Annotated in this window: 37 protein-coding genes; 32 read left to right on the top strand and 5 right to left on the bottom strand. The window is 67.9% G+C overall.

Annotated elements, in window-relative coordinates:
* Positions 1–249: 249 nt before the first annotated feature.
* The 5 genes from BLW32_RS16205 to BLW32_RS16185 form a co-directional block, all read right to left on the bottom strand.
* Positions 250–1,095 (bottom strand): helicase associated domain-containing protein, encoded by an 846-nt coding sequence (locus BLW32_RS16205; protein WP_068742706.1) that lies wholly within the window; start codon positions 1,093–1,095, stop codon positions 250–252.
* Positions 1,096–1,183: 88 nt separating this feature from the next.
* On the bottom strand, positions 1,184–2,518 hold the full coding sequence (locus BLW32_RS16200) for a hypothetical protein (RefSeq protein WP_068742707.1): 1,335 nt from the start codon (positions 2,516–2,518) through the stop codon (positions 1,184–1,186).
* Between the two features lie 68 nt (positions 2,519–2,586).
* Positions 2,587–3,234: a hypothetical protein gene (locus BLW32_RS16195; protein WP_068742708.1), complete on the bottom strand. Its 648-nt coding sequence runs from the start codon at positions 3,232–3,234 to the stop codon at positions 2,587–2,589.
* A gap of 710 nt (positions 3,235–3,944) precedes the next feature.
* On the bottom strand, positions 3,945–4,793 hold the full coding sequence (locus BLW32_RS16190) for an SDR family NAD(P)-dependent oxidoreductase (RefSeq protein ID WP_082791543.1): 849 nt from the start codon (positions 4,791–4,793) through the stop codon (positions 3,945–3,947).
* Positions 4,794–4,813: 20 nt separating this feature from the next.
* Complete coding sequence (locus tag BLW32_RS16185) at positions 4,814–5,725, bottom strand: GAF domain-containing protein (protein WP_139286222.1); 912 nt, start codon at positions 5,723–5,725, stop codon at positions 4,814–4,816.
* A gap of 423 nt (positions 5,726–6,148) precedes the next feature.
* Here BLW32_RS16185 and BLW32_RS16180 point away from each other — a divergent pair, with 423 nt between their 5' ends.
* The 32 genes from BLW32_RS16180 to BLW32_RS16035 all read left to right on the top strand — a co-directional run bounded on the left by BLW32_RS16180 (position 6,149) and on the right by BLW32_RS16035 (position 22,119).
* A complete protein-coding gene (locus tag BLW32_RS16180) occupies positions 6,149–7,144 on the top strand; it encodes a DUF3089 domain-containing protein (RefSeq protein ID WP_231857439.1) in 996 nt (331 codons plus the stop codon).
* 985 nt (positions 7,145–8,129) lie between these two features.
* Positions 8,130–8,462, top strand: coding sequence for a hypothetical protein (locus BLW32_RS28185; RefSeq protein ID WP_074850635.1), 333 nt, complete (start codon positions 8,130–8,132; stop codon positions 8,460–8,462).
* A 13-nt stretch (positions 8,463–8,475) separates the two neighbouring features.
* On the top strand, positions 8,476–8,757 hold the full coding sequence (locus BLW32_RS16170) for a hypothetical protein (RefSeq protein WP_139286221.1): 282 nt from the start codon (positions 8,476–8,478) through the stop codon (positions 8,755–8,757).
* Between the two features lie 47 nt (positions 8,758–8,804).
* Entirely contained in the window at positions 8,805–9,404 is a 600-nt protein-coding gene (locus BLW32_RS16165) for a hypothetical protein (protein WP_068742714.1), read from the top strand.
* Positions 9,405–9,471: 67 nt separating this feature from the next.
* On the top strand, positions 9,472–9,708 hold the full coding sequence (locus BLW32_RS16160; RefSeq protein WP_068742715.1) for a hypothetical protein: 237 nt from the start codon (positions 9,472–9,474) through the stop codon (positions 9,706–9,708).
* A 99-nt stretch (positions 9,709–9,807) separates the two neighbouring features.
* On the top strand, positions 9,808–10,179 hold the full coding sequence (locus BLW32_RS16155; RefSeq protein WP_068742716.1) for a hypothetical protein: 372 nt from the start codon (positions 9,808–9,810) through the stop codon (positions 10,177–10,179).
* A gap of 110 nt (positions 10,180–10,289) precedes the next feature.
* Complete coding sequence (locus BLW32_RS16150) at positions 10,290–10,529, top strand: hypothetical protein (protein ID WP_068742717.1); 240 nt, start codon at positions 10,290–10,292, stop codon at positions 10,527–10,529.
* Positions 10,526–10,759 (top strand): hypothetical protein, encoded by a 234-nt coding sequence (locus tag BLW32_RS16145; protein WP_068742718.1) that lies wholly within the window; start codon positions 10,526–10,528, stop codon positions 10,757–10,759. Before BLW32_RS16150 ends, BLW32_RS16145 begins: the two co-directional genes overlap by 4 nt.
* A complete protein-coding gene (locus BLW32_RS16140) occupies positions 10,756–11,136 on the top strand; it encodes a hypothetical protein (RefSeq protein ID WP_139286220.1) in 381 nt (126 codons plus the stop codon). Before BLW32_RS16145 ends, BLW32_RS16140 begins: the two co-directional genes overlap by 4 nt.
* A complete protein-coding gene (locus BLW32_RS16135; RefSeq protein WP_068742720.1) occupies positions 11,129–11,479 on the top strand; it encodes a hypothetical protein in 351 nt (116 codons plus the stop codon). The genes BLW32_RS16140 and BLW32_RS16135 overlap by 8 nt, the downstream gene beginning before the upstream one ends.
* On the top strand, positions 11,472–11,657 hold the full coding sequence (locus BLW32_RS16130) for a hypothetical protein (RefSeq protein ID WP_139286219.1): 186 nt from the start codon (positions 11,472–11,474) through the stop codon (positions 11,655–11,657). Before BLW32_RS16135 ends, BLW32_RS16130 begins: the two co-directional genes overlap by 8 nt.
* Positions 11,650–11,814, top strand: a complete 165-nt coding sequence (locus tag BLW32_RS27765) for a hypothetical protein (protein ID WP_156486425.1) — start codon at positions 11,650–11,652, stop codon at positions 11,812–11,814. Before BLW32_RS16130 ends, BLW32_RS27765 begins: the two co-directional genes overlap by 8 nt.
* Entirely contained in the window at positions 11,814–12,605 is a 792-nt protein-coding gene (locus tag BLW32_RS16125; RefSeq protein WP_068742722.1) for a hypothetical protein, read from the top strand. The genes BLW32_RS27765 and BLW32_RS16125 overlap by 1 nt, the downstream gene beginning before the upstream one ends.
* 37 nt (positions 12,606–12,642) lie before the next feature.
* Complete coding sequence (locus tag BLW32_RS16120; RefSeq protein ID WP_068742723.1) at positions 12,643–12,849, top strand: hypothetical protein; 207 nt, start codon at positions 12,643–12,645, stop codon at positions 12,847–12,849.
* Positions 12,839–13,003 (top strand): hypothetical protein, encoded by a 165-nt coding sequence (locus BLW32_RS27760; RefSeq protein WP_156486426.1) that lies wholly within the window; start codon positions 12,839–12,841, stop codon positions 13,001–13,003. The genes BLW32_RS16120 and BLW32_RS27760 overlap by 11 nt, the downstream gene beginning before the upstream one ends.
* A gap of 112 nt (positions 13,004–13,115) precedes the next feature.
* On the top strand, positions 13,116–13,379 hold the full coding sequence (locus BLW32_RS16115; RefSeq protein WP_068742724.1) for a hypothetical protein: 264 nt from the start codon (positions 13,116–13,118) through the stop codon (positions 13,377–13,379).
* Positions 13,376–13,669, top strand: a complete 294-nt coding sequence (locus BLW32_RS16110) for a hypothetical protein (protein ID WP_068742725.1) — start codon at positions 13,376–13,378, stop codon at positions 13,667–13,669. Before BLW32_RS16115 ends, BLW32_RS16110 begins: the two co-directional genes overlap by 4 nt.
* Positions 13,666–13,878, top strand: a complete 213-nt coding sequence (locus BLW32_RS16105) for a hypothetical protein (protein ID WP_068742726.1) — start codon at positions 13,666–13,668, stop codon at positions 13,876–13,878. The genes BLW32_RS16110 and BLW32_RS16105 overlap by 4 nt, the downstream gene beginning before the upstream one ends.
* Positions 13,875–14,096, top strand: a complete 222-nt coding sequence (locus BLW32_RS16100; protein WP_068742727.1) for a DUF7446 family protein — start codon at positions 13,875–13,877, stop codon at positions 14,094–14,096. The genes BLW32_RS16105 and BLW32_RS16100 overlap by 4 nt, the downstream gene beginning before the upstream one ends.
* A 354-nt stretch (positions 14,097–14,450) precedes the next feature.
* The gene (locus BLW32_RS16090) at positions 14,451–15,155 is read left to right on the top strand and encodes a hypothetical protein (RefSeq protein WP_068742729.1); all 705 of its coding nucleotides are present in this window, start codon (positions 14,451–14,453) and stop codon (positions 15,153–15,155) included.
* Positions 15,146–15,595, top strand: coding sequence for an XF1762 family protein (locus BLW32_RS16085; protein WP_068742730.1), 450 nt, complete (start codon positions 15,146–15,148; stop codon positions 15,593–15,595). The genes BLW32_RS16090 and BLW32_RS16085 overlap by 10 nt, the downstream gene beginning before the upstream one ends.
* Positions 15,592–16,422, top strand: coding sequence for a hypothetical protein (locus tag BLW32_RS16080; protein WP_139286218.1), 831 nt, complete (start codon positions 15,592–15,594; stop codon positions 16,420–16,422). Before BLW32_RS16085 ends, BLW32_RS16080 begins: the two co-directional genes overlap by 4 nt.
* A 97-nt stretch (positions 16,423–16,519) precedes the next feature.
* Positions 16,520–16,957 carry a hypothetical protein gene (locus BLW32_RS16075; protein WP_068742732.1) on the top strand — a complete coding sequence of 146 codons (438 nt, stop codon included), beginning with the start codon at positions 16,520–16,522 and terminating at the stop codon, positions 16,955–16,957.
* 217 nt (positions 16,958–17,174) lie between these two features.
* Complete coding sequence (locus BLW32_RS16070) at positions 17,175–17,627, top strand: hypothetical protein (protein WP_068742733.1); 453 nt, start codon at positions 17,175–17,177, stop codon at positions 17,625–17,627.
* A gap of 226 nt (positions 17,628–17,853) precedes the next feature.
* Positions 17,854–18,255, top strand: coding sequence for a hypothetical protein (locus BLW32_RS16065; protein ID WP_139286217.1), 402 nt, complete (start codon positions 17,854–17,856; stop codon positions 18,253–18,255).
* The gene (locus BLW32_RS16060; protein WP_068742735.1) at positions 18,252–18,515 is read left to right on the top strand and encodes a hypothetical protein; all 264 of its coding nucleotides are present in this window, start codon (positions 18,252–18,254) and stop codon (positions 18,513–18,515) included. Before BLW32_RS16065 ends, BLW32_RS16060 begins: the two co-directional genes overlap by 4 nt.
* A complete protein-coding gene (locus BLW32_RS16055; RefSeq protein WP_068742736.1) occupies positions 18,512–18,823 on the top strand; it encodes a hypothetical protein in 312 nt (103 codons plus the stop codon). The genes BLW32_RS16060 and BLW32_RS16055 overlap by 4 nt, the downstream gene beginning before the upstream one ends.
* Entirely contained in the window at positions 18,820–19,284 is a 465-nt protein-coding gene (locus BLW32_RS16050; RefSeq protein ID WP_068742737.1) for a hypothetical protein, read from the top strand. Before BLW32_RS16055 ends, BLW32_RS16050 begins: the two co-directional genes overlap by 4 nt.
* Positions 19,281–19,529: a hypothetical protein gene (locus tag BLW32_RS16045; RefSeq protein ID WP_068742738.1), complete on the top strand. Its 249-nt coding sequence runs from the start codon at positions 19,281–19,283 to the stop codon at positions 19,527–19,529. The genes BLW32_RS16050 and BLW32_RS16045 overlap by 4 nt, the downstream gene beginning before the upstream one ends.
* Positions 19,530–19,582: 53 nt before the next feature.
* A complete protein-coding gene (locus BLW32_RS27755) occupies positions 19,583–19,729 on the top strand; it encodes a hypothetical protein (protein ID WP_156486427.1) in 147 nt (48 codons plus the stop codon).
* Positions 19,730–20,110: 381 nt separating this feature from the next.
* Positions 20,111–21,655, top strand: coding sequence for a hypothetical protein (locus tag BLW32_RS16040; RefSeq protein WP_139286216.1), 1,545 nt, complete (start codon positions 20,111–20,113; stop codon positions 21,653–21,655).
* Positions 21,652–22,119: a hypothetical protein gene (locus tag BLW32_RS16035; RefSeq protein ID WP_139286215.1), complete on the top strand. Its 468-nt coding sequence runs from the start codon at positions 21,652–21,654 to the stop codon at positions 22,117–22,119. Before BLW32_RS16040 ends, BLW32_RS16035 begins: the two co-directional genes overlap by 4 nt.
* Positions 22,120–22,130 lie beyond the last annotated feature (11 nt).

Here is a 22,130-nt window from a genome sequence, read left to right as displayed (position 1 = left end):
CCGCGGGCAGCGCTGGGTCTTCCGGTTGCTGGTGGGGAACTTGGCACAGCTAACGCACATCTCTTCTTACCCCTCTTGAGCTGCAGGTGTCGCGTCCCTTGAAGTATTGCAGAAGACGCAACAGATGGGCGCATTGCGCGACGCAGTCGGCATGCTCGTGTTCGGGGTGGCTCTTTCGCGACCGTCTGGGCGTCCGATAGTGCCCAGGTCAGGAGAGGTTGGACTCGCTGCTTGGTGCGGCGGGGCCGCTCACCGGCGGGATCGCACTCGAGCGTCGAGGAGGCGCAGAGATTCGAGCTGTTGCGCCCGCCGCGGGGTCAGTCGACCTGCTCTGTGTGCTCGCCGCTGGCGGATGACCCATCCGTAGATGGGATGTCCTGGGCGGATCTCGACAGGTGGCGTCGCTCGTGCGAGCTGGAAGTTCGCCTCCCAGGCGGAGTCGTGTCCTCGCCACTTCCAGCCAGGCACCGTCTCCAGGGCGTGTCGGCGGTAGGCGCTGAGCGTCCCGCCGCGGCGCTGCGCGCGCTGCGTGGACACCCATCGGGCGAGGGCGGCCTCGGCCGGGTCAGGGGACTGCGTCCGGGGCATGCGGCCCGCCCGTTCGACATGCTCGAGGAGGTCGTCGACCCGCGCGAACCACGTCGGCGCGGACCGGGTCGTGTTGGCGGCTTCGGTCCAACCGGGCAACGCCCTCAGCGCCGAACATCGCTCGGGTGCGAGAGTCCCGTTGCGCAAGGCGAAGCGCTGCGCGGCGGCCCAGCCTGCGAGGTTCTGGTCATCTGCGCGGGTGGGCATTCGCCCACGGGCCTCGGCGAAGTCTTGAAGGCGGCGCAGCGATCGCGACCAGCTGTCCGCCGCGGGGTGCCAGCTGAAGGAGGCGAGGCTCTCGAGCGCCGCGGCTCGTCCGGCGCTCAACGTGCCGGCGGCGTGGGCCCGTCGTTGGCGACTCAGCCACGCGGTGCGCCAGGCACCGTGCAACGGCAGGCCGCGAGCATCGCGCTCGGCGACCAACAGAAACCGCTGCTGCCACGCGGCGTCGTAGTCGAGGCGCCTCCGCTGCTCGGACGTGCCTTCGCGTCCCGAGTCATGCTCCACCGTGCTCGACCCTTTCGCCAGCGTGCTGTGGCGGGCAACGTACCGGGGGCGGGGCGGGTCTGCGCGCTCAAGCGCGGTCGCGGCGGTCTCAGGCCGCCGGAGGCGTCTGACCCACCAGTTCGCGAAGGTTGACTTCCGCGCCGGCCGTCCAGGCGAGGAGCTCGTCGCCCTCGCGCAGAGCGGTGGAGTCGCTGGCGGCACGCTTGGCGACGGCGTGGAGGTGCTGGACGCGCAGCGCAGTCTCCATCATCTCGCTGCCGAGGTTGAGGTCGACCACGTAGGGCGTGCACGTCGGGATGGGCTCGTCCTTGGGGACCGAGAGGACCAGCGCGAAGACCCGCGAGACAGGGGGCATGACTTCCCAGCGCGAGCCGTCCCAGGACAACATCATGGTCGCGGTGGAGTACTGGGCGAGCTGGATCGCGATCGAGAGCCAGCTCCAGTCGATCGAGCTCGAGGTCTTCAGGTCCCCGATGACCCAGTCGCCGTCGGGAGTGACGGCGAGGAAGTCGAAGGTGCCGACGAGCCCGGAGGCGGGGATGAACACGGTGCGCTCGACCATCTTGTCCACGAACTGGAACCCGAGCCGACGCATGGACTCGAAGAGCACTGCGAGGTAGGGCTGCAAGTCCTTCGGTGCCTGGTCGAAGGTGGTCGCCCCGGCGATGATGGCTTCGAGCCACGCGTGGAGCTTGTTGCCGAACACGCTGCCGTCGTCGCCGCCGACGCTGCGCTTGGCCTTGTTGGCGATCCGCTCGAGCGACTTCCGGTCGAAGAACTCGAGCGTGGCGATGTGTGGGTGCGCGGTGGTGTCGATCCCGTTGAGCAGGTGCGGGTTGTTCGCGAGCCCGAGAACCGTGCCGCGCAGCATCCAGTTGGTCAGGTTGGTGGAGTCGTCGAGCGACTTGGCCAGCGTGGTCGCTCTGGTCACGTTGTCGGTCTTGCGGATGCCGTCCAAGCCGGGAACCACGTACTCGTTGCCGTCCTTGGTGTACTCCGGCTTCCACTTGCCCGGGATCTCAGGAGGGTTGGCCCAGGCGGCGGCCGGCGGCTCGTACATCTTGATCGGGCTCGTGAAGGCGACGGGCGGAGCGAAGTTCGCCGCCGGCGGGATGCCCGAGGGACCCGCGACCGGCTGAGCTGCCGGAGGGGCCGTGGGCGCGCCGCCCACCGTGGCGAGAGTCGGGGGCGCGCTGAGCGCGGAGGGGGCCGCTGGCGCCGGCACGCTTCCGATGGTGGCGAGCGACGGCGGCCCGCCGACGGTCGCGGGCATGGCAGCGGCGCCGACCGGGGCGAGGGCCGGGGGGCCGGCCAAGGGCGTCTGGGGGAGATGCTGCGCCTGTGGATCGACGGTCGGCGGCGCCTCCGGCGTCCCGACGGTGCCGATGAAGGGCGGCGCAGGGAGCGGTGCGGGACGGGTCATGGCGCAGGAAGGTAGTGCCGATCGAGCGCCGCGCCCAGGCGGCCGCGGCGACACGCCGACGTGCGCGTCTAGGCCGCGGGAACGATGAGGGACGGGCGAGGAGCTTCGATGCGCGGGGTGAGGGTCGGCGGGGCGAGCTTCGCGAGCGTCTTGCGCCGCTTCACGGTGAGCGTGACCGGCACGTGAGGGGAGCGCAAGAGTGCCCCGGCGACCACCGCTGCCCACGCGCTGTCGGCGCGGTCCTCGATGTTCGGTCCGCGTTCGGCGTCCGGCCACGTGGACGCGTAGGCAGCGACCATCTCACCCTTGCTGGCGTTCCCGTTGTTGGTCGCCATGACCTTGATCTGGCTGGGAACTGCGGTCACCATCGGGATCCCGAGCCTGTACATGCCGTCGGCCAACGCCCACCAGACGTAGCTGCGCCGGCCGGAGGACGTATCGGCACCTTCGACGGTGAAGGAGAAGTCCTCCATGACCACGAGCGCGGGGTCGCACGCGAGCACCTGGCGGAGGATCCCGTGGACGAGCTGGCTGTGCCGGGCGACGTGCCCGGCGATGCCCTTGTCCTCCGGGGCAGGGGAGGAGTGGACTGCGGTCTGCAGCGTGCCGTCAGCGAGGTCGATCGCGGCGATGCCGGCTCCGGTGAGAGACGGATCGATCCCGACGGCGGTGCGGCCCGGGACGGTGGGATCGAGCGGAATGAGCGGGGAAGACATGCCGCGAAGTCTGAGCTGCGCCTAGGGAAAGTCGCGCCTGAGGCGCGTCCCAAGAGTTCTAATCGAGATTCGATTATCGAATAACAGTTCGAGAATCTCGAAAGGGTGCCCAGGGCTCCGGGAGTTGGGCGGAATCGTCCCGTTCTCGACAGAGATGTTCCCCTTCTGACCTGCGAAATTTGACACCGAGTAGGCAGAAACCAAGCCCAACTGCACGAATTCACAGCCGTCGCGTCGGACGGGGGCCCCTCCGCCGGACCACGCACATGTCCAGATTAGTGTATTGCAAAGAACTAGATCAGACATGTGTGAGATCGCGAATATTCGCACGTAGATACATGTAATTACTCTTGCTAAACAAATCGTCTTTCGCATAGAGGTTGTTGTTCGGGCGGGTTGCCCGGAGCTCACCGACGTGAATGCGAATCTTCCGGGCGGTGCGCAGAGGGTCCCCCTCGTGACGCGACGTTGACGTGTCGCGGCTGCGTGTATGCGTTCCGGGCGAAACGGTGTCAGTTTTCGCAGGTCAAGTAGGGAACTTCTCGGTCTTCGAACGTACGATTCCGCCGTACAAAGAGCACCGGCGCGAAGAGGCTCGCATGCTGTTCGAATCCGGGGGCGAACGGCGATGTCTCTGCGGCGGCGGACCGGACGGTCTGCGCCGCGGTGTGGCGCGTGTGCCCCGGTCGGGGGGGGGGCGGACACGAGCTTCAGCTGATGATGCGGCTCACCTTGTTCATGAGTCCCGGAACGGTGACGTCGGCGATCGGGGCGGCCTTCATCAGGTTCGGGACGATGCGCATCGGGCGCGCGTCCAGAGCGTGCTCGATCCACTCGCCAGCTTCGTCGTCGCTGAGGGTCACACGGCTGTCGTACTTCTCTGTTGGGCTGATCATGCCGGTCTTAACGAGGGGGAAGTAGACGACAGTGACGGCGACCCCGGATCCGTCGAGTTCCGCTCCAAGACTTCTCGAGAACATCTCCAACGCGGCCTTCGACGCGCCGTAGGCGCCGAATAGTGGCATGGTCCCTGGCCTCAGGGCCCAGGTGCACACGTTCACAATCTGCCCATTGTCGCGTTCGCGCATGCCGTCGAGGACGCCTAGGGACAGACGCACAGCGGCGAAGTAGTTGATTGCCATCGTCCGCTCGAAGTCGTGCATTCGCTCTGTCGAGTCGACGATCTTGCGGCGGATTGATCGGCCGGCGTTGTTGACCAAGACATCTACGTTCCGTCGATTCAGTTCGTCGATGACTCTCATGGCGGAGGCTTCGTCCGCCAGGTCGGCAGTCAATGGAATGGCGATGCCGCCACGAGCGCTGACCCCGGCCGATGTCTCGTTAAGTCCCGCATCACCACGCGCGATCAGGACCAATGTCGCCCCCCGGCTCGCAAGGCGATAGGCGGCGGCGCGGCCTATGCCTGCCGACGCGCCCGTGATGGCGATGGTTTTGCCCGCGAGGGACTCTGAGCTGTTCCGTGGTGGAAGACCGGGAAGCGGAGGTATGAGGGACCTCTGCAGCATTCGGTGGTTGAGTGCACGAACAAAGTTGGCCATGCTGGTGAACGATACCTGGGTCAGGGGAGGCGGAAGTCGACCACGAGGAGAGTTTGGTCCGGTTGGGAGCCGTGCATGTAGGGAAGGACTGATGCCTGCGCTGCGCCCCAGCCTCCGTCCGTGAGACGGATATGAACTTCCACGCTCTCCCCGAGGCGTGCTGCTGCCAGTCGGCGACTTGAGTCGTCAGTGACCAGATAGTGGCCGTCGCCCGATATCCGGTCGACGCTCACTCCCGTGGGTGGATCCGTAAGCCAGGTCCCGATCACGAGTCCGCCATCTTCAAGACGCACGCCGAGTGCCAAGCCGCGACCTTCCGCAGAGGCGATGTACCGTTGCGCGAACTCAGAAGGCGACGGTAGGTCCGGAACAGCCCCGAGCGGGGTCATGTCGTAGAAAAAGCCGCGGACGCAATCTCCTCCAGCTTCGAGGATCATCTGCCAGGCCATGATTTCGCCGGTCTGGATGTGCACAACCGTGACGGGGTGCGAGAAGCGCTTTCCGGACGTTTGCGTGTGCAGAATGTCCACAAGTTCGGCGACGTAGTCGAACCGGAGTGCCCGCCGCGTGAAGTCGACAGTCGGGCGGTCGGCAATGAACTCTTCGTACGTCGTTCCTGACATGTTGGCGCAGGCGAAGCTTTGGTGGAAGACCCGCGCGGCCTCATTCCAGGTGAAGCCTCCGGCCTGGGGCGGATCCTGCTCAGGAGCATGCCTGTGCTGCCACACTCGCACGCCGAAGGTCTCACCATCAGGGCCCGGAATGGGAACCGCCCGTACCACGATCCCGTGGTCGACGACCTCTTCACGGGGCTCTCCGAAGCGTGCGGCCTGCTCGACGACCGGCCAGGCGCCGGGCGTGTATCGCCGTTGAGACCACGGAAGCCAGCCTCGAACAGCCTCGCCATCCAGGACCTGGCTGAATTGGTCCACGGTGGGCTCGTTCTGATCTAGGAACATGCACGCGAGCACTGACCACCCGTACTGCACTGCGACTCCCTTGTCTGGTCTGGAAGCGAGCCGTGCCCGCTGAGGGATCACAAGGATACGTGTCGAACGAGGCTTCGCCTGCAGATCGCCGGCACTGTGTGATGTAGCGACGCGAGGTCGAGCTTCCGTCAGGAGCGCCGTTGTGCCCTCTACACTTGCCGCTCAGGAGCGGGGGCCACACAACCCCGTGCAGCCGAAAAGGTGACGTGGATGGTGACCAGATTCTCGACCAGCGGGATCTCCGCTCTGGCAGCTGCAGCGTTGGCGATGGGCGTGCTGACAACGGCGGCCGGTGGTGCCAGCGCAGCGCCAGGCAAGACGGGTTGGCTGTGTCGACCCGGGGTAGCAAATCCGTGTGTTGTCCCCATGGACATCACAGACCTCGGAACTGGCAAGGTGACCAAAGCGGGCCTCCCGAAAGCTTCGGATCAGCCCGTCGACTGCTTCTACGTGTACCCCACTGTGAGCAACGACCTTGCCCTCAACGCCCAGGCCGTTGCGTCGCCGGAGGTGCGGTCGATCGCGACAATGCAGGCAGCCCGCTTCTCCGGGATGTGTCGTGTGTTCGCACCGCTCTACCCGCAGGTCCCGCTCGCCGCGCTCGCACCGGCGTCGCTCTTGAGTATCAAGCCGGCATTCGACACGGCCTATGAAGCCGTACGTTCCGCGTGGCGCGACTATCTTTCGCGCGACAACGGAGGGCGCGGCGTCGTGTTCTTGGGGCACTCCCAGGGGACGCACATGCTGCGCAAACTGCTCCGAGAGGAAGTGGACTCGAACGCCTCGGTGCGCTCGAAGGTGGTAGGTGCGTTTCTGCTGGGCGGGAACGTGACTACAGCACCCGGCTCCACGCGAGGGGGCGACTTCCGCAACATCCCGACATGCACCAGCCGAGGTGAGTACGGCTGCGTCGTCGCGTACTCGACAAGCGCGTCATCTCCCGCGCTCTCCTTGTTCGGAGATAGTGCCGAAGATGTCACCGGCGCCGCTGTCGGACTCCCCGTCGGCGCCGGGCGCGCCGTCGTGTGCACAGACCCTGCCAAACTCGCAGACGAGCAGGGGCCTGTGGGAGTCACGATGCCCAGTCGCCCATTCGCGCCAGGGCTGATGGCCGCCCTCCTTCAGGTCACGGCCTACCCGCAAGGCTGGCCGACGTCGTCGAGCACGTGGACGATCGGTGCGGGCCGTGGTGTCGGGCAGTGCACTGGCGGCAAGAACAATCTCTACCGCATCACACTGTCGGGGCCTCAGACCATTAACGAGTTGCCCCTGTATCAGACGCATCTGATCGATCTGAACTTCGGCTTGGAGCGCTTGGTCTCCATCGCTCGTTCGCAGGCGGCTTCTTGGCAGGCGCGGTAGTCGTCCGACTAGACAACTTGTCGTTTCTGTGGCGAGTTTCGTGCGACGTGCTATCGTTCGCGTCAGCGCATCTCAGTCGCCTGTGATGGACATTTTCTCGTTGCCCTGAGTAACTCGGACAGCGGTCGCGAAGAGGGGGAATACCCCTCTCTTCAGCGAGCCGTCAAACGTCCGGAGGGTAGCGATGCAGCCGACCACGCGAGGTCGAATCTCCCACTTCTCGGCACTTCGGGTGCCGTTCCGCTGCACCCCTGCACGGGCAGGTGGTGTGTCAAATCCGTATGGCTCGGCTCTGTCGGAGCTTCCCTACGCCGTTGCTCGCGACGGGACTTCGGGTACCGCGGCCCCGGCTTGGTTGCAGGGCTTAGTGGCGTTCGGCAGCCGAGGGGCTCGACGCCCACACCGCCCACGCCGGCATCGCGCACCAATTGACCAGTCGGGGCGACTCCGGGTGGGCTACGGAGCAGCATCTGGTGGCGCTGGAGCGCGCTTGATTCAGCGGAACGTCGAGGGCCGTCTCACGAACCTTCCAGGGGTGCGTTCCACCGGTGCGAGGGCTGCGCCAGTCGAGGTCTGCATCTCTCGGCCGTTGGCCACCGTGTCACTCGAGAGGCTGTCTGGTGAGCACGGCTGTGAGGCAGGCCGATCCTGTTCGGCTTTGAGGCACGCGTGCCTCGTGCTAATCTCTAAAATAGAGAGTCTGACGGTGAGGTGCCGGACGCTTCTGTGTCGGTGTGATCAACGCCCTCGTCGCTCTGCATCTCGGTCCGAGCGATGCGAGAGCCGGTCACGGCTGGGAAGAGGAAGGGGTTCTCGATTAGGACTTCGAGGTCCGTCTGTACGTGCGGCGGCCCACTCGCCAGGCCCAAATCCGTCAGTGCTCCGGAATACGGTGCTAGACCCGCGCCGCCCACCAACCCGATCCACGGAATCGAGTAGACCTGCGATGCCTGACCTGATTGCCTGCGGCCGAGAGGACCTGACCATGGCTGATTTCGATGCCACCACTGACGTGCCCGTGGATTCGCGCCCCGTCGCGATGGAGAGCGTCCGGCACCGTCGCGGAAGCCGGATCGGCACCGAGCAGCGCTACTACCTCCTGAGCCGGCCGATGGTCGTCGGCGCCGACGTACCGCGCGCAGTCCTCGTCATCCCGGACCCGCCGCGCAACAGCTGCCACGTGTACCCCGCAGCCTCGGACGGCGACATCGCCGACTTCTGGCAGCACCGCTCCGTCGCCGGCACTACGGACCCCGAGCTCGCGCTCGCACAGCTGGGGTACCGGGTCTCGTCCTTCACGCTTCCCGTGGCGAGCTGAGGAGGTGGACACGATGCATGGGCACGACGACGAGATTCTCGCCGCTCTGGTGAGTGACTGGGATGTCGCCCCGCCACGGTCCGAATCCGGCCAGCTGTTCTGCCCGCACGAGGTCCAGAGCGTCGTCGCGGACGCGATCCGCGGCGCGTGGGCGGTGCTCGCCTGGGGGCCGGTTCTGCTCGCCGGCGGCGAACACGGCGACGAGCTGACCTACCGCGTGTGGCACGCCGGGTCCGAAGACGTCCCGCCCTGGGTGCTCGAACACCTCCTGCCCGACGGCGAAGCGCCGGACTGACCGACGCGACTGCCCTCCCGACCAACCACGCGCGAAAGAAGACCGACATGCTCACCCCTGACTTGGACAAGCTCGCGAAGCTCCTGGCCCCGGTACCCGCGGGAACGCCGGCCGCCTGGTGGATCACTACGGACCCCATCCACCTCGACGAGGCGCAGGTCTTCGAGGCGGCTCACGCTCAGTGGGTTCGCGACATCACCGTGCTCGCCGAGGAGGCGGGATCGTCCTTCGAGGAGGTCTACACCCAGAGCTCTCTCGGGGTGACGCGTGTCGCCGGGTTCGCGCCCGCCGGCGACGGTGCGCCTGCGCCGGGGTGGCGCCTGAGCGTCAAGCTCGGGCTCCTGGTGCCGTCCCGGCGCACCGCCGCGGACCGCGCGACCGGCTCATCCGAGCGCTTCGCAGCCCTGGAGCGGGAGCCGCGCCTGGGCAGTTACGTCACGGGCATCGACTCCGGCATGCGGGCCGCCGGCAACTACTACGGCACCCAGTTCTACCTCCGCGACGGCGCCATCATGGCGTTCCTCGCCACCGCACCGGAGGCGGCCGACACGATTCGGTCGTTCCATGTCGCCGAATCCTGGCAGCGCACCGCATTGTCGGTCTTCCATCGGCTCCACGAGGCCGGCGGGGAGACCGTCGCCGCCTAGACCTCCTAGCGGCCCCCAACAGGTCGCTGGGCAGAAGCTCCGCCCAATCCACCCCGAGAGGAACCCCATGTCGAACAACAACCCCAGCCTCGAGGCCGTTCTCGTCTACCCGGCCGGCAAGGACACCCCCGTGCGGTACGACAGCGTGAGCTACGACGAGGTCGACCGGAACGGAACCCTGCATCTCGCGCACGCGGACAACACGCGGGGGGAGATCCGCTACGTGGTGTGGGCGTCGGGCTTCTGGAGCCACATGGAAGTCGTCGATGCGGACACCGCGACCGCCGCTCAGACCGCGTCCTGACCTCTGGGGCGGATTCACCGCCCCAATGGCGCGCCTCATCGAAAATCTTGACCTTCCACCACTTCCTGATAATCTCTAAAATAGAGACTAGGAGGGTGTATGCGAGAGCGGATCGACCCGGACGTGACTCGGGCCTTCGAAGACATCAGTGGCCTCGGCCCGTCAGGCATCGAGGAGGTCGAGGCGCTGGAGCGGATGCTCAGCAGACGGATCACGTGCCACGCGCATCTCGTCGGGGCCGAGCGCGGAGCCCGGGCCTACCACGGTCCCGCGCTGTGGCGCCTGACGCTGGAACCGTGCCTCACCGTCCAGCACGAGCGGGCTCGTGGAGTGGTGTGTGACCCCTGCGCCCGGTGGCTGCAGCGCTCGTTACGCAAGTACGTCTCCCGCGAGTGCTCCGTCGCGTGGTTCTGTCCGCAGTGCCGGAGAACGGCAGACGTCGTCCGAGACCACACCCTGGTGCGACTGTGACGGGGCCGCACGGAGAATCACGATGGGACCGCCTCGCCGCCTCCATCAACAAGGCAGGCCTCGAGGCTCGCGTCTGTGCCCAGCCGCGCGTCGAGCACCATCGCGGACGAATGCGGCACAGGACCGATCACAGCATCACGGTGCGGCACCTCGGCGGCGGCATGACGACGATCACCGACGTCTATCGCCAAGGCGTCTGGGTCGGCTGGGAGGTGCGGCGAGAGGACGCCAGCGGCGCCACAGTCCGTCTGTGGTCCGCGACGAAGAAGCGCGGCGTGGTCGTGCAGAACCTCACATCTGACCCGCCCACAGACGCGTCCCGCCGACCGACCCTCGAGGAGGCCTCATGACCAACGCAACTCACACCGTGCGCACCGTCACCGAACACCGGTTCATCGTCCCGTGTCCGTGGCCGGAGGGTGGCGACTGGAAGGACTTCGGTATCGCGCTGAAGTGGGCCCAGGACGTCGCTAAGGAACACGGGATCAGCACCTCCATGGACGACTGGTCGCGCCTGCGGGTGGAGGACGACCAGCTCGTGATCGTGCTGACGATTCAGGGTCAGGACCAGGAGCCGTGAGCACCACATCCTGGATGGCCGCGAGAAGGCCGGCCGGCGCCGGCACGAACCGCCGTCTGCGTCGAATGCTGCTCTGGTACGGCATCACACACCCCGTCACGCCGATCGCGCCGTGGCGGATCGGCATCGAGGCAGACGCAATCCGGCGCCGCCACTACGCCGAACTGGTGGCACGGTGGTGCGTCGAAGGGCGCCTGGTTTGCGAGTGCTGCGGCCGGCGCGGCGAGACCGTCGGCTACACCGGCCACATCGAGCGCTACTCGATCATGTGCAGCGGCTGCGTCTTCGGGGTCGAGTGCGGGCGCGGTCTCTGCAGCCCGGCGCCGCTGGACTGCACCGCGTGCGGTCGCCGCCATACCGGGTGGTGCCATGGGTAGGGGGCCGATCGTCCAACTCTTCGACACCGCGGCGCGAACCCTCGACGAGGCGCGACGGCTGCCCCCTCGCCAGTTCCTCGCGCTGCTGCTCGTCCGGGTGGCGCACGCTCTCCACGATGCCGATCACCTTGAGCACGTCACCGTGCCGGCGACCGCCGGCCTCGTCGAGATCCTGGTGCAGGGCGACGAGTACGGCTCCGGCGTGATCTCCGTCGCCGGCGACCTCGCTGCAATCACGCACGAGGACCTTGCTTCCGAGGATGAAGCCGACGACCTCCTGCACCGCGCACACTGCTGCGCACCGCGAGACGGCTCCGAACGTGGAGGAGTGCGCCATGGATGAGATCTTCGAGGAGCTGCTCGACACGGCGCTGGACTTCTTCGACCGCGACGGCCGCTCGCGTCGGCCGGGCCGCCTCCGCCGGTTCTTCGGAGCTCAGCGTCGTCGCCTCACCCACCGACTCACGCGGGGTCGCCGCCGCACCCCATCGAGCCGGGACGGAGGGGGCGATGATGGCTGACCTCGTGCCCGAACTCATCTGTCGCCGCTGCTGGCGCCCGGTCGGCCGGGACGGAGCAGGCTTCGCCTGCTACGCCGACGGTGAGTGTGCGCCGCCCGACGTGTTCGGGCCGGGGGCGTGCGAGAACTGCGGCTGCTACTGCGAGGAGAACCCTTGATGTCGCTCGATCCGAATCCCGAGCCCGCCGTCCCTGTGATCGCCGCCGATCCCTGGGGCTCGTCGAGGCGAGTTCCACGCCTGCAGGCCGTCACGCTCGCAGCGGCGGTCGCGTCTCTGGTGCTGAGCCTGGTCGGCCTCTACACCACCTACCGCACGTCCGAGGCGCTCAACCGGCTCGGCGCCGCGCCGAAGACCGAGGAGATCGGGGCGTGGCCGACACCGGTCACGCCACGCCCCCCGGGGGCGGCGGCGCCGTCCTCGGCGACCGACTGGGTCGTGGACTGGGCTGCGCCCGAGGTTCCGCTGACTCCGCTGGCCCTGACGACGACCTGCAACCGGATCGGATCGGACCCGGTGGGAGCGCTCGCCCAGAATCCGACCAGGGCATGGGTCTGTGGCAGCGAAGACACACGCCCGGTCCTCAACATCGTCTTCGAACGTGAGGTCGCGGTCTCGGCAGTCACGTTCGTCCCGGGTTACGACTACGTCGACGACCGTGGCGTGGACATGTGGACCACGGTCGGGAGTCCGACGCTCCTGACCTGGCGGACCGGCGGTTCCGTCTACACCCAGCCTGTCCGTCCCGGTCGTGCTCCAGTCACGTTCCGTATCGACTCCACCGTGGCGTCGCGCGCACTGTCGGTCACGGTTCTCGCCGCAACAGGTTCCTCCGAGGACCCCGCCCCGAACGCGCAGACCATGGCGCTCTCTCGGCTCACCATCATGGGGCGCGTCGCAACGCCGCGGAACCAGATCCCGTCACCAACGAACGGCACCGGCCCCAGATGAACCTTCCCGCGCTGAAGCGCACGATGAGAGGAATGCTATGACTGACCTGCAGGTGGGCGACATCGTCTTGCCGGTCGACTACCGGGAGTACGAGGCGGCATTCAAGCAGCGGCCGCTGCGGGTGACTCACGTCTTCAAGAACGGGAACATCCGCGCGAAGACCGACGACGGGCGCTGGCGCTCGGACGGCCCCGCGGAGTACTTCTACCGCCCCGACTTCGAGCAGGCGCGCTGTGGCGGCTGAGCCGAACGCGGACATCGTGGTCCAGTTCGACCGACTCGTGATCGAGGTTCCGTACCAGTCGATTCCGCTGCGCGAGGCTGAGGAGCTCCTCGCTCGCCTGCAGCTGGCGGTTGACGATCTACGCTCCTGCGGAATTGTCCGCGGCACGGAATGAGCGAGGCGCTCGGGGAGGCGCTGTTGCGTCTCGGACGGATACGTTCTACTCTCTAAAATAGAGAGTCGGACGCATCGAAGCGGGCCGCTCCGCAACACACCAGGAGGCCCAGATGGCGATCCAGACAGCGAAACTCGCCACGATCGAGACGCACCGTCTCGCGGATGTGATCGCGGAGACCATCTCCGATCGAGGGATCAACCCCGGCTACGACCACCAGCGTGGACGCACGCTCTCGGAGGAGGACGCCGTCTGGCTCGCCGGCGAGGTCGCCGAAGCGATCAAGTTGGAGCTCGCCCCGGGCGGGGCCCTCGACGTCGCTCCGCGGCCGCTCAACTTCAACGCCGTCGCCGACTCCGTCGGAGATGCGGCATGAGCGCGATGGAGACGGTCGCGCCCGCGACTCCCGTCATCGACAAGATGACCGCCGAGAAGGCGGAGATGGACGCCGTTTTCGAGTTCCTCGAGTGGCTCGACGCGAAGGGAATCGTGCTCGCGCACTACGAGGAGGATTCCGGGTTCCGCGACGAGCAGCTGGTGCCCGTGCCGCGCTCGAGCCGCAGCCTCATGTTCGAGTCCTTCGGCATCGACGAGAACGCGCTCGACAAGGAGCGCCGCGCCGTGCTCGCCCACCATGTCGCCATGACCGGTGGAGAGAACCTGTGACCGCGACGAGGTCGGAGGTCGACGAGTGCGCCCGCCAGCGCGCCGAGGGGTACGCCAGAGCGACCTGGCTCGCGATGAAGATCAACCCCGGCGGTGGGTTCGAGACCAAGGATCTGCCGGTGCCTGAGTGGCTGATCGCCTCACATCTCGAAGCCATGGCGGCGGAGCGGGTTCACGCCGCGAATGCTTGCAGTCAGGGGGAGTCGTGAAGATCGGAATCCAGGCGGAGCGTTTCACCGACAGGATCTCGGCGGCGCGCCTGAACAAGGCCGAAACTCTGTTGCTCGGCGATAAGCAGGACGTCACGGACGACTGCATCCTCGCGGTGGCCGCGTGGGCTCGGTACCACTACGAAAGCGCAGCAGAGGTCCGATACGGGGCGACGCGCATCGTCATCCAGGTCTTCGATGAAGAGGAGGCGAAGTGACCGAGCAGCGGTGGGGCCTGACGTGGAGCGGCCGCAAGCACCTCGCGACTGCGATCGAGATCCCGGGAGGCCGGTGGGGCGCGTCCGGGCGGGTCCAAGCGGCGTGCAGCGCCGCCACCGAGCTCTACCCCCTCGACGGGGAGCTTCCCGCCCATCTCATCGATCTGCCTGACGCACCGCTCTGCCGGCGGTGCGTGAAAGCGGCGGGAGCGCCGCATTGAGCGCGCACGTAGAAGAGTCCTACTCCGCGTTCTGCCCTGACTGCGACTGGGAGTCGGAGTACTGGGAAGAGCGCGCGCCGGCCGAGCGTGCAGTCGAGCGCCACAACACGAGCCACCACGGAGAGGCAGAGGAATGACCGCGAACCCTCGCCCGGGACGCACCCCGGGCCAGCCGTTCATCGACCGCAAGGGTCGAGTGTGGGTGCTACGCACCGACAGCCGGGCGGAGCGCCCGTGGGCGCGGTTCATCAACGACCTCTCGGTCGGCTACCGGGCGTGCACGCAGGAGGAGGCCGAAGCCGCGGGGCTGAGCCCGCTCTACGAGCTCTCCGAGGATGACCTGCGGCTTCTCAAGGCGTGTCGCGACACATCGACGGGCACCCTCGGTTCGCGTGCCCGGCTGGTGCAGACGGTGGGCGCGCCGGTGATCGTGGCGCCGGCCGAAGGGCCCGACGCTCTGCTCGATCCGAATGATCCCGACCGCGAGGCGGACGTGCTGCGCCTGGCCGCCGCCGTGGTCGAGCGCGAAGGCATCGGCAAGCCGAAGGCGGTCACCGCGGACGCGTTGATCGAGAAGGCTGAGCGTCTGGAGCGGACAGCTGCCGCCGACGACGAGGACACCGAGGACCGGACACGGGCAGAGGAGTTCGCCGACGCTCGAGGAGCGGCCAGGCACTCGGAGGAGTGGAACGTGGCCTTCGTGTGCTACTTGGCGGGGCTCTCCGATGCGCGGAGCCGCGCCGAGAACTCGAGCGTGGGACTTGCGCGCAACCCGCGCTTCTCGAGGGCACGTGGTTCGGCGCGACCGGCGGATCGGGTAGCCGAGCGATGCGCCTGACGATCTGCCCCACCACGCTCGCCGAGGCCAAGGCCTTCGTCGGGCGGGTGCACAGGCACCACAAGCCGCCGGTCGGCCACAAGTTCTCGATCGCCTGCACCGACGGTGACACCGTCGTCGGGGTCGCCATCGTCGGCCGGCCCGTCGCCCGCCACTTCGACGACGGACTCACCCTTGAGGTCACTCGCTGCGCGACCGACGGCACCCGCAACGCGGCGAGCGCGCTCTACGGCGCCTCGTGGCGCGCGGCCCGCGCCCTCGGGTACCGCCGGCTGATCACCTACACCCGCAGGGAGGAGTCGGGCGCAAGCCTGCGCGGCGCCGGCTGGCGAGTCATCGCTGAGCGCAGCCCGCGTCCCGGGTGGAATGCCCCTGGCCGGCCACGGGAAGACACGAGCACCGAGCACAACGTCCTACGGACCCTCTGGGAGGCAGCATGACCGGCAAGAACTACGCACGCGATGCTCAGCCGGGTTGGCGTGGCACCGACCGGAAGGGCGGCACATGGGTGCTGACGCATAGCTCGCTCACGGGCGGCTCGCTGGCCGCGGCGGTCATGCGGCCGAAGCCGTGGTTGGTTGTGAGCGTGGACGGTGCGACGTACGACTTCCGCTCGCAGGAGGAGGCCGAGGCCGCGGACCTGGTGCCGCTGGTGGCCGAGACGTCCGCGGTGGTCGAGGCCCTTGAGTTGGCTGCCGCCGTTGAGAGCGTGGCCGACGGCAGCACGTCGTCGTTGAGTCTGGACGACCGCGTACTGGGCGTTCCATTCGCCGCTCCCGCGCCGCTGGCACGGGACGATGCATCGGGCTGGTTGGACATCGTCTTCGACGGGCCTCCTTCGCACGAGTCCGGCCGCTTCGTGGAAGTGGAGGACAGCGCAGGGCGCTCCATCCAGATCGGCGACTGGCTCGACCGTGGCGACGGGCACTGGACGCTGCGTGTCCCCGTGTCCGCCCCACTTGACCCGGGCAACCCTGAGGATCTGCGGCAGGTGCGTGAAGTTGTACTAAAGCTCCGTAGCGCAGTCGGCCCGGCTACGGCTAAGGGCGCGACGCTCGGATCTTTCGCCTACCTTCTCGCTGACGAGATCGTTCGCCTGGACCGTGAGCGCGCCGAGGCCGTCCAGGACGCCGCCGACCGCAAGCTCACGGAAGATGTTGCCGACGAAGTGCGGAGCCGTGAGGAGTCCGCGTGGCATATCGCGCAGAAGGCCGCGGAGGCAACCCTTGTGCGTGTCCGTGCTGAGCATCAGGAGGCGGGACAGTGAATGCGTGCAAGGGCGGCTGCGGCCGGATCATCATGACGTGTTGGGGCCGGTACTGCTGGACGTGCACCCTCGACCGCGTGCGTCAGGAGGCGGAGAAGTGAGCGCCGACAAGCCACGCGGGCACATCCTCACCGTCACGAAAGACAACGACTACGACCCCGAGTGCCCGAGCTTCAAGCACTCCGTCGAGTGCCTAAACGTCGACAAGTGCGGCGGCTGGATCGGATGCGACGAACCCCACGAGGTCGACGGCCGTTCCGCCGCTGATGGCCCGTACGGCTGCGACAACGACGCGCCGTGGGAAGGGTACGACGAGCTCGAGTTCCACGGCGTTCTCCACAGTTGGCGGTACGAGTACGGCTGGACGGTGCCCTACAAGCGGTGTGTGGTCGAAGACAACGGCTGGATCTGCAACTCCGCCCATGACATCGCCTTGGAGCACGGATGCGGTCGCCACGAGGTCGAGCACGAGTGGGACGACACCGACTGCACGCTGATCCACGTTCGCGTGCTGCCTGATGGGAGCGCATCGTGAGCACCCCGAACCCCACCGTCGGCGCTCTGCCTCTGCGCCGGGTCTATAGCCGCGCCTCGCGCTGCACCATATGGACCACCAACTGCACAGGTTGCGACGCCGAGTTTCCCCTTGGATTGGGCAGTGAGGCCCAGGTGCGCCGCTTCCTCGATGCCGTTCCTCCGGTTTGCATGCGCTGCTCCAGCGACCGTGCCGCCGAGGCTGAGGGCGGTGCGTCGTGAGCGCCCAGGACCGGCTCGCTGCGATCGCTGCGGACCACGCCCCGGACCAGCTGAGCCCGGATGACGGCTACTCGTGGGTCGACGGCTGCACGTGCGGATGGATGGGCACCGAGTCGCCCAATTGGGACGCTCAGGAGTGGGCCGACATGGACGCCCCGGAGTACCGGACGTACCGCCTGTGGGCCGAGCACCTGGCCGCCGTGATCGACGGGGCCGGCGACATCGCCGTCATCGAGCTGCCGAAGCCGGAGCCGGATGTGGACCGGCCGACCTTCGACGCGGGCTGCGGTGCGATCGCCCACGCTGAACCGGATGGCGACGTGCGCCTACACAGCGTCGCGTGGATCGCCGGACGGTACGGCGGCATGTTCCGCTCGCCGAGGGCCGCGGTTCACTTGGCTGCCGCGCTCCTGGCCGCCGCGAAGGCAGCGGAGGCGGTGAGCGACTGATGACGCACCAGGACGGCACCGACAGCGTGTGGGAGTGCTGCGGCGCATGGGAATGCGTGTGCGGCGTCCCGAACCTCCTGCAAGCGCTCAAGGACAGCCTCGTCCGACGCTGCCGCGAATGCGACGAGCCCATGGACCGCGACGGAGTGACCAGTGGCGAGTGCGGAGGCGGCTCGGGCGAGAAGTGCCCGGAGTGCTTCGGGTGTACCTGCGATGGGAGCTGCTGATGACTGTGGGTGAACCGACCGACCTCATCCGCGAAGGCCGCGCATACGCCAACGCTCTCGCGATACAGCACGGCAAGTTCGAGTCCGCGGACATCCTGAACCGCGTCCTGGATGCGCTCGAAGAGCAGATGGCCCTCGCCGCGTCTCGCGACCAGGCGATTGCGAGCCAGGACGCAGCGCTGACAATGCGGATCAACGAGGCGGTGGCGTGGGGTCGAGAGCGCAAGGCTGAGCGTGACGAGGCCCGTGCCGCCCTGGCAGAGGCGAACGCTGCCATCGCGCGCGTGAATCACGTGCTGGAGCTGACTGAGGATCGCGTCGACGACTACACGCAGGAGACGGCGCAGGGGATCAAACTGCTCGCCTCGCGTGTTCGCCACGCCATCGAGGAGACCCGATGAGCATCCAGTCCGGCGTCGACGTGACGCTCCTGTTCGCAGGCGACGGCCGCATGGTCCCGGATACCGCCGAGTGGGCGCGCGCCGATCAGGTCTTCGCTGAGCACGGCCTGCCGCCGCTTGCTCGGTCGTGCGGGCGAGACGGGCACCCCGAGATGTGCAACAGAGCGTGGATGCGTGCGCAGATGCGTCGCGCGCTGCGGGAGGCCGGGGTTGCGGTCACCTACGAAGACGGTTCGGTCGGCTGGGGAGTGACGACGTGACCACCGAGGCGACGGCGCAGGTGTGCGAGATCCGCGTCCGCGAGAAGTTCATCGACGGCACCGTCGCCCAGGTGCTGCGGTTCGATCCGCCGATCGTCGGCGACGACAACGCCGAGCATGCGTTCGGTATCGCGTGCACGTCCGGCCCTCTGGTGGACGTATACGCGATGGATCCTGCGAACCCTGGGTGGATCGCTCGGGACGAGTTCGGCGGCTGGGTCACGCTGGTGAACTGCTCGCTGCTGAAACGTCGCTCGCGGACGCTCGGGGAGCTCCTCGCCTCCTGCGGCATCGAGATCGTCCGATGAGCGCCGTCGACCGGGCCGCCGACGTCTTCGAGGGGCACGACCACTTCGAATCGCCACAGGGAACGGACCAGTGCAAATGCGGTCGCGCAGTCGACGGCCGCACGGGCTGGTCCATCCACGTAGCCCAGGCCATCGGCGAGGCCGACGGTCTGGCTCTTATCGAGCTCGACGAACCCGAACGGGACGAGAACGGCGACTTCGCCTTCTCCGACGGGTCGGAGGCGGGCTCGGTCGTCGCCAGCCGCGGACTCGTGTGGGGCGCCGGATGGGAATGGACCCCCGAAGGTGCCATCGACGTCGGGCGTCAGTGGATCGCCGCCGGGCGCTTCGCCGGGCGCGCGGAAAAAGAGGCTCGTGAGAGCCGCGGTGAGGCGGGTGCGCGGACCACCAGACGCCGACGGGCGACGCACTTCGCCAGCCCGCCGCGACCCGACCGACCAACGACTAGGAGAACCCCATGACCACCTATACGTTCGAGACCGTCCGGCGCGGAGCCCAGCGAACCGGCGCATGCCCGGCCTGCGGCAAGCGAACGACGCGCCGGCGCACCTTCGAGCAGACGGTGAATCCGTTCAACCGCAACCTCGACGGGTCGGTCAAGTCTCGTGACGAGGTGTTCGCTGCAGTGAGCGCGGAGGCCGCCGCCTGGGAGCCCGACTTCCGTCACGGCGCGTGCGTGGAGGAAGACGCGGAAGCGGCACGATGAACGGATCCAAGGCGCTGCGCTCGATAGCTGAGGGCCGCACATGGAAGCACCGGATGGATGAGCACACCGTGCGCATCGAGGCCGTCGCTGACGACATCCGCGGAGCCGTAGCAGTGAGCAACACCGTGACCGGTCGCGCGTCGCGGATGAGCACGACAACGCTCATTCGCAGCTACGAGCCGTTCGACGACGCCGCATAGTCGGCTCGCGACGCGGCCGGAGAGCCACGCTCAATCGCTGTTGGCGCGGAGACATACTCCCTGTAGTCTCTAAAATAGAGAGTCTATGGGTGGTGTTCACCCACAAGGAAGTCGAGGAGACTGTCGATGTCGCATCGCCCCGTTCACCGCTCCGCGTGCCTTGCCCTGATCACGGCTATCGCGGCCGGCCCGATGCTGCTCGCCGCTTCGCCGGCGCAGGCGGATCCCGCGGGCGCCTGCTCCGCCCCGGTCGTCGATGCGACCCACGACAAGGTGCTCGACTCCGCGTCCGTCACGACACGAGTCCTGGACCTGCGCGGAGCCACGGGCGCCGATGTCTACGTACGCGCCTTCCAGAACACTCCCGGTGGATCAGCCGCGGTGTGGTGGCAGGACGCGTACCGTGAGTGCCCCTCCTGGCTCGGCGCCGACGGGAAGACTCCGAAGCCGAACCTGCTGGTGGTCCAGTTCGGGATGGATCGCACCAACGCCATCCAGTACGGCTCCAGCTTCCACCGGCTCGACCCGTGGGTCGACCGCGTGCGGGCAGACATGGGCGTGCATCTGCGCAGATCCGACTTCACAGGCGCCGTCACCAGCACCTTGGTGGCGCTCGACGAGGCCCTGAAGCCCGCCCCCGATGCGACCGAAGGATCGGGGTCGGCGCCGCTCGTGTCGGCGCCCGCGTCTGACGTCTCGACGATGGCGGGCGGCCGCGCCATGCTGCGGTTCGCGATCGGGATCATCGCGCTCGCGATCTTCATCTTCGCCGCCTTCCAGAGCTTCCACGTCCTGCAGACCCGATCGCGCCGCAAGGAGGAAGCTCGGGAGGCTCGCCGGCGGCTGGACGCGGCCATCCGCTCGTTCTCGGCAGCGCGAAGCGATGCGACCACAGCGGCGAGAACGTCGGGCGTGGAGGATGCGAAGGTTCGCGCCACGGCCGCCGCGGCCGAAGCCGAGGGCACCGTCGACCTGGGCGCCTTCACCGAGCTGCTGTCACGTCGTGACGAGCTCCGCCGCAAGGTCGACCGTCCCGCGGGCATCCTCGATGACGGCACGGAGGACAAGGTTCTCGATCGTGTCGCCGCGTTGACCAGACTCATTGAGCAGCTGCGGTCCGTGGATCGCGAAGCGGTGGCCCTCGCCGACGCGGCGGAGGCCAAGATCGCTCTGTGCACGCCGGAACGCAAGCGTGCGGATCTCGAGGCCGAAGCGCGCCTGCTTGACCAGCAGGCCGCTACGTCGGAAGTGCCCGGCATCGACCTGTCTCACACCGGAGCGACTCTGCGGGCCAAGCGCGACGAGGTCCTCGCCAGCGCCGATCTGATCGGCGCTGGGAATGTGCCGCCGCGCGCGGACGTCGACGCCGCGCTCTCGGAGGCAGCGCAGCTGCGCGCATCCGCGGCCGACGAGGTGGCGCGAGCCGGGCACGTGATCTCCGAGCTGAATTACGTCCGCGACCGGGCCGCCCGGATCGTCGAGCAGTACAGCCGGCCTGTTCCCGGCGTCTCAGCCGAGGCCGCCGAACGCGCCGTTGTAGCCGCGTTCGAGGTGACGCGCAAGACGGACGTGACGGTCTCGGCGATCCCCGCCGAGGGGGCTGATCTCGACGCACTCGGCTCCCAGGTGGACGACCTGCGGCGCGCGGCGCGCGCTGCGACCGAGGAAGTAGACCGGCAGGTGGCAACGCATCAGGCCGAGGGGCGCCGGCGCGCCGAGGAGGAACGGCGACGCCGCCTCGCGCGCCGGTCGAGCTCGTCCAGCTACGGCACGTCCTACGGCTCCGACTACGCGTCGGGGCTGGCCACCGGCGCGATCCTCGGCTCGCTGGGGTCCTCCAATTCGTCGAGTTCGTCCAGCTTCGGCGGCGGGGGCTACAGCGGAGGCGGCGGTGACTTCGGCGGCGGATCGTCGGGGAGCTGGTGACTGTGCCCGAGATCGGTAACCCCACGTCCTGTGAAGCCAGCGGCGAAGCGAGCTCACGCGAGCGCGAGCTCGTTGAGCTGATCGGCGGGGCACTCGAGGCATGGCCCAACCGCAACTGGCTGGTGCTGCCCGGCCCCACCGACATCGGCCACGACCTCGCGAAGCACCTGGCGAGGGAACTGGCCGCAGCGGAGGCCGCGCACGGTGAAGTGGTCCCGGTGTCACGGAGGAAGCCCCTCAGGCAGGAGCGCGGGAACCTCGAGCCGCCGTGCGACCACCGCGCGGACTTCATCGGAACCGTCAGCGCCGGCGACTTCCGCACCGGACCCCACTGCAGTGTCAGCACCTGCGGCCCATGCGCCAACCGCTCCGCGGGGTACGTGGAGCTCAGGACGGGGGAGAGGGCGAAGCCTCTGCTGACCTTCGACGATTCGCGTCGACGGCGGGCGGAGGACGCCGCGTGAGCGCGCCGCAC

This window comes from Tsukamurella tyrosinosolvens, from assembly GCF_900104775.1.
Taxonomy (GTDB): domain Bacteria; phylum Actinomycetota; class Actinomycetes; order Mycobacteriales; family Mycobacteriaceae; genus Tsukamurella; species Tsukamurella tyrosinosolvens.
This window is presented reverse-complemented; position numbering and strand designations above follow the sequence as displayed.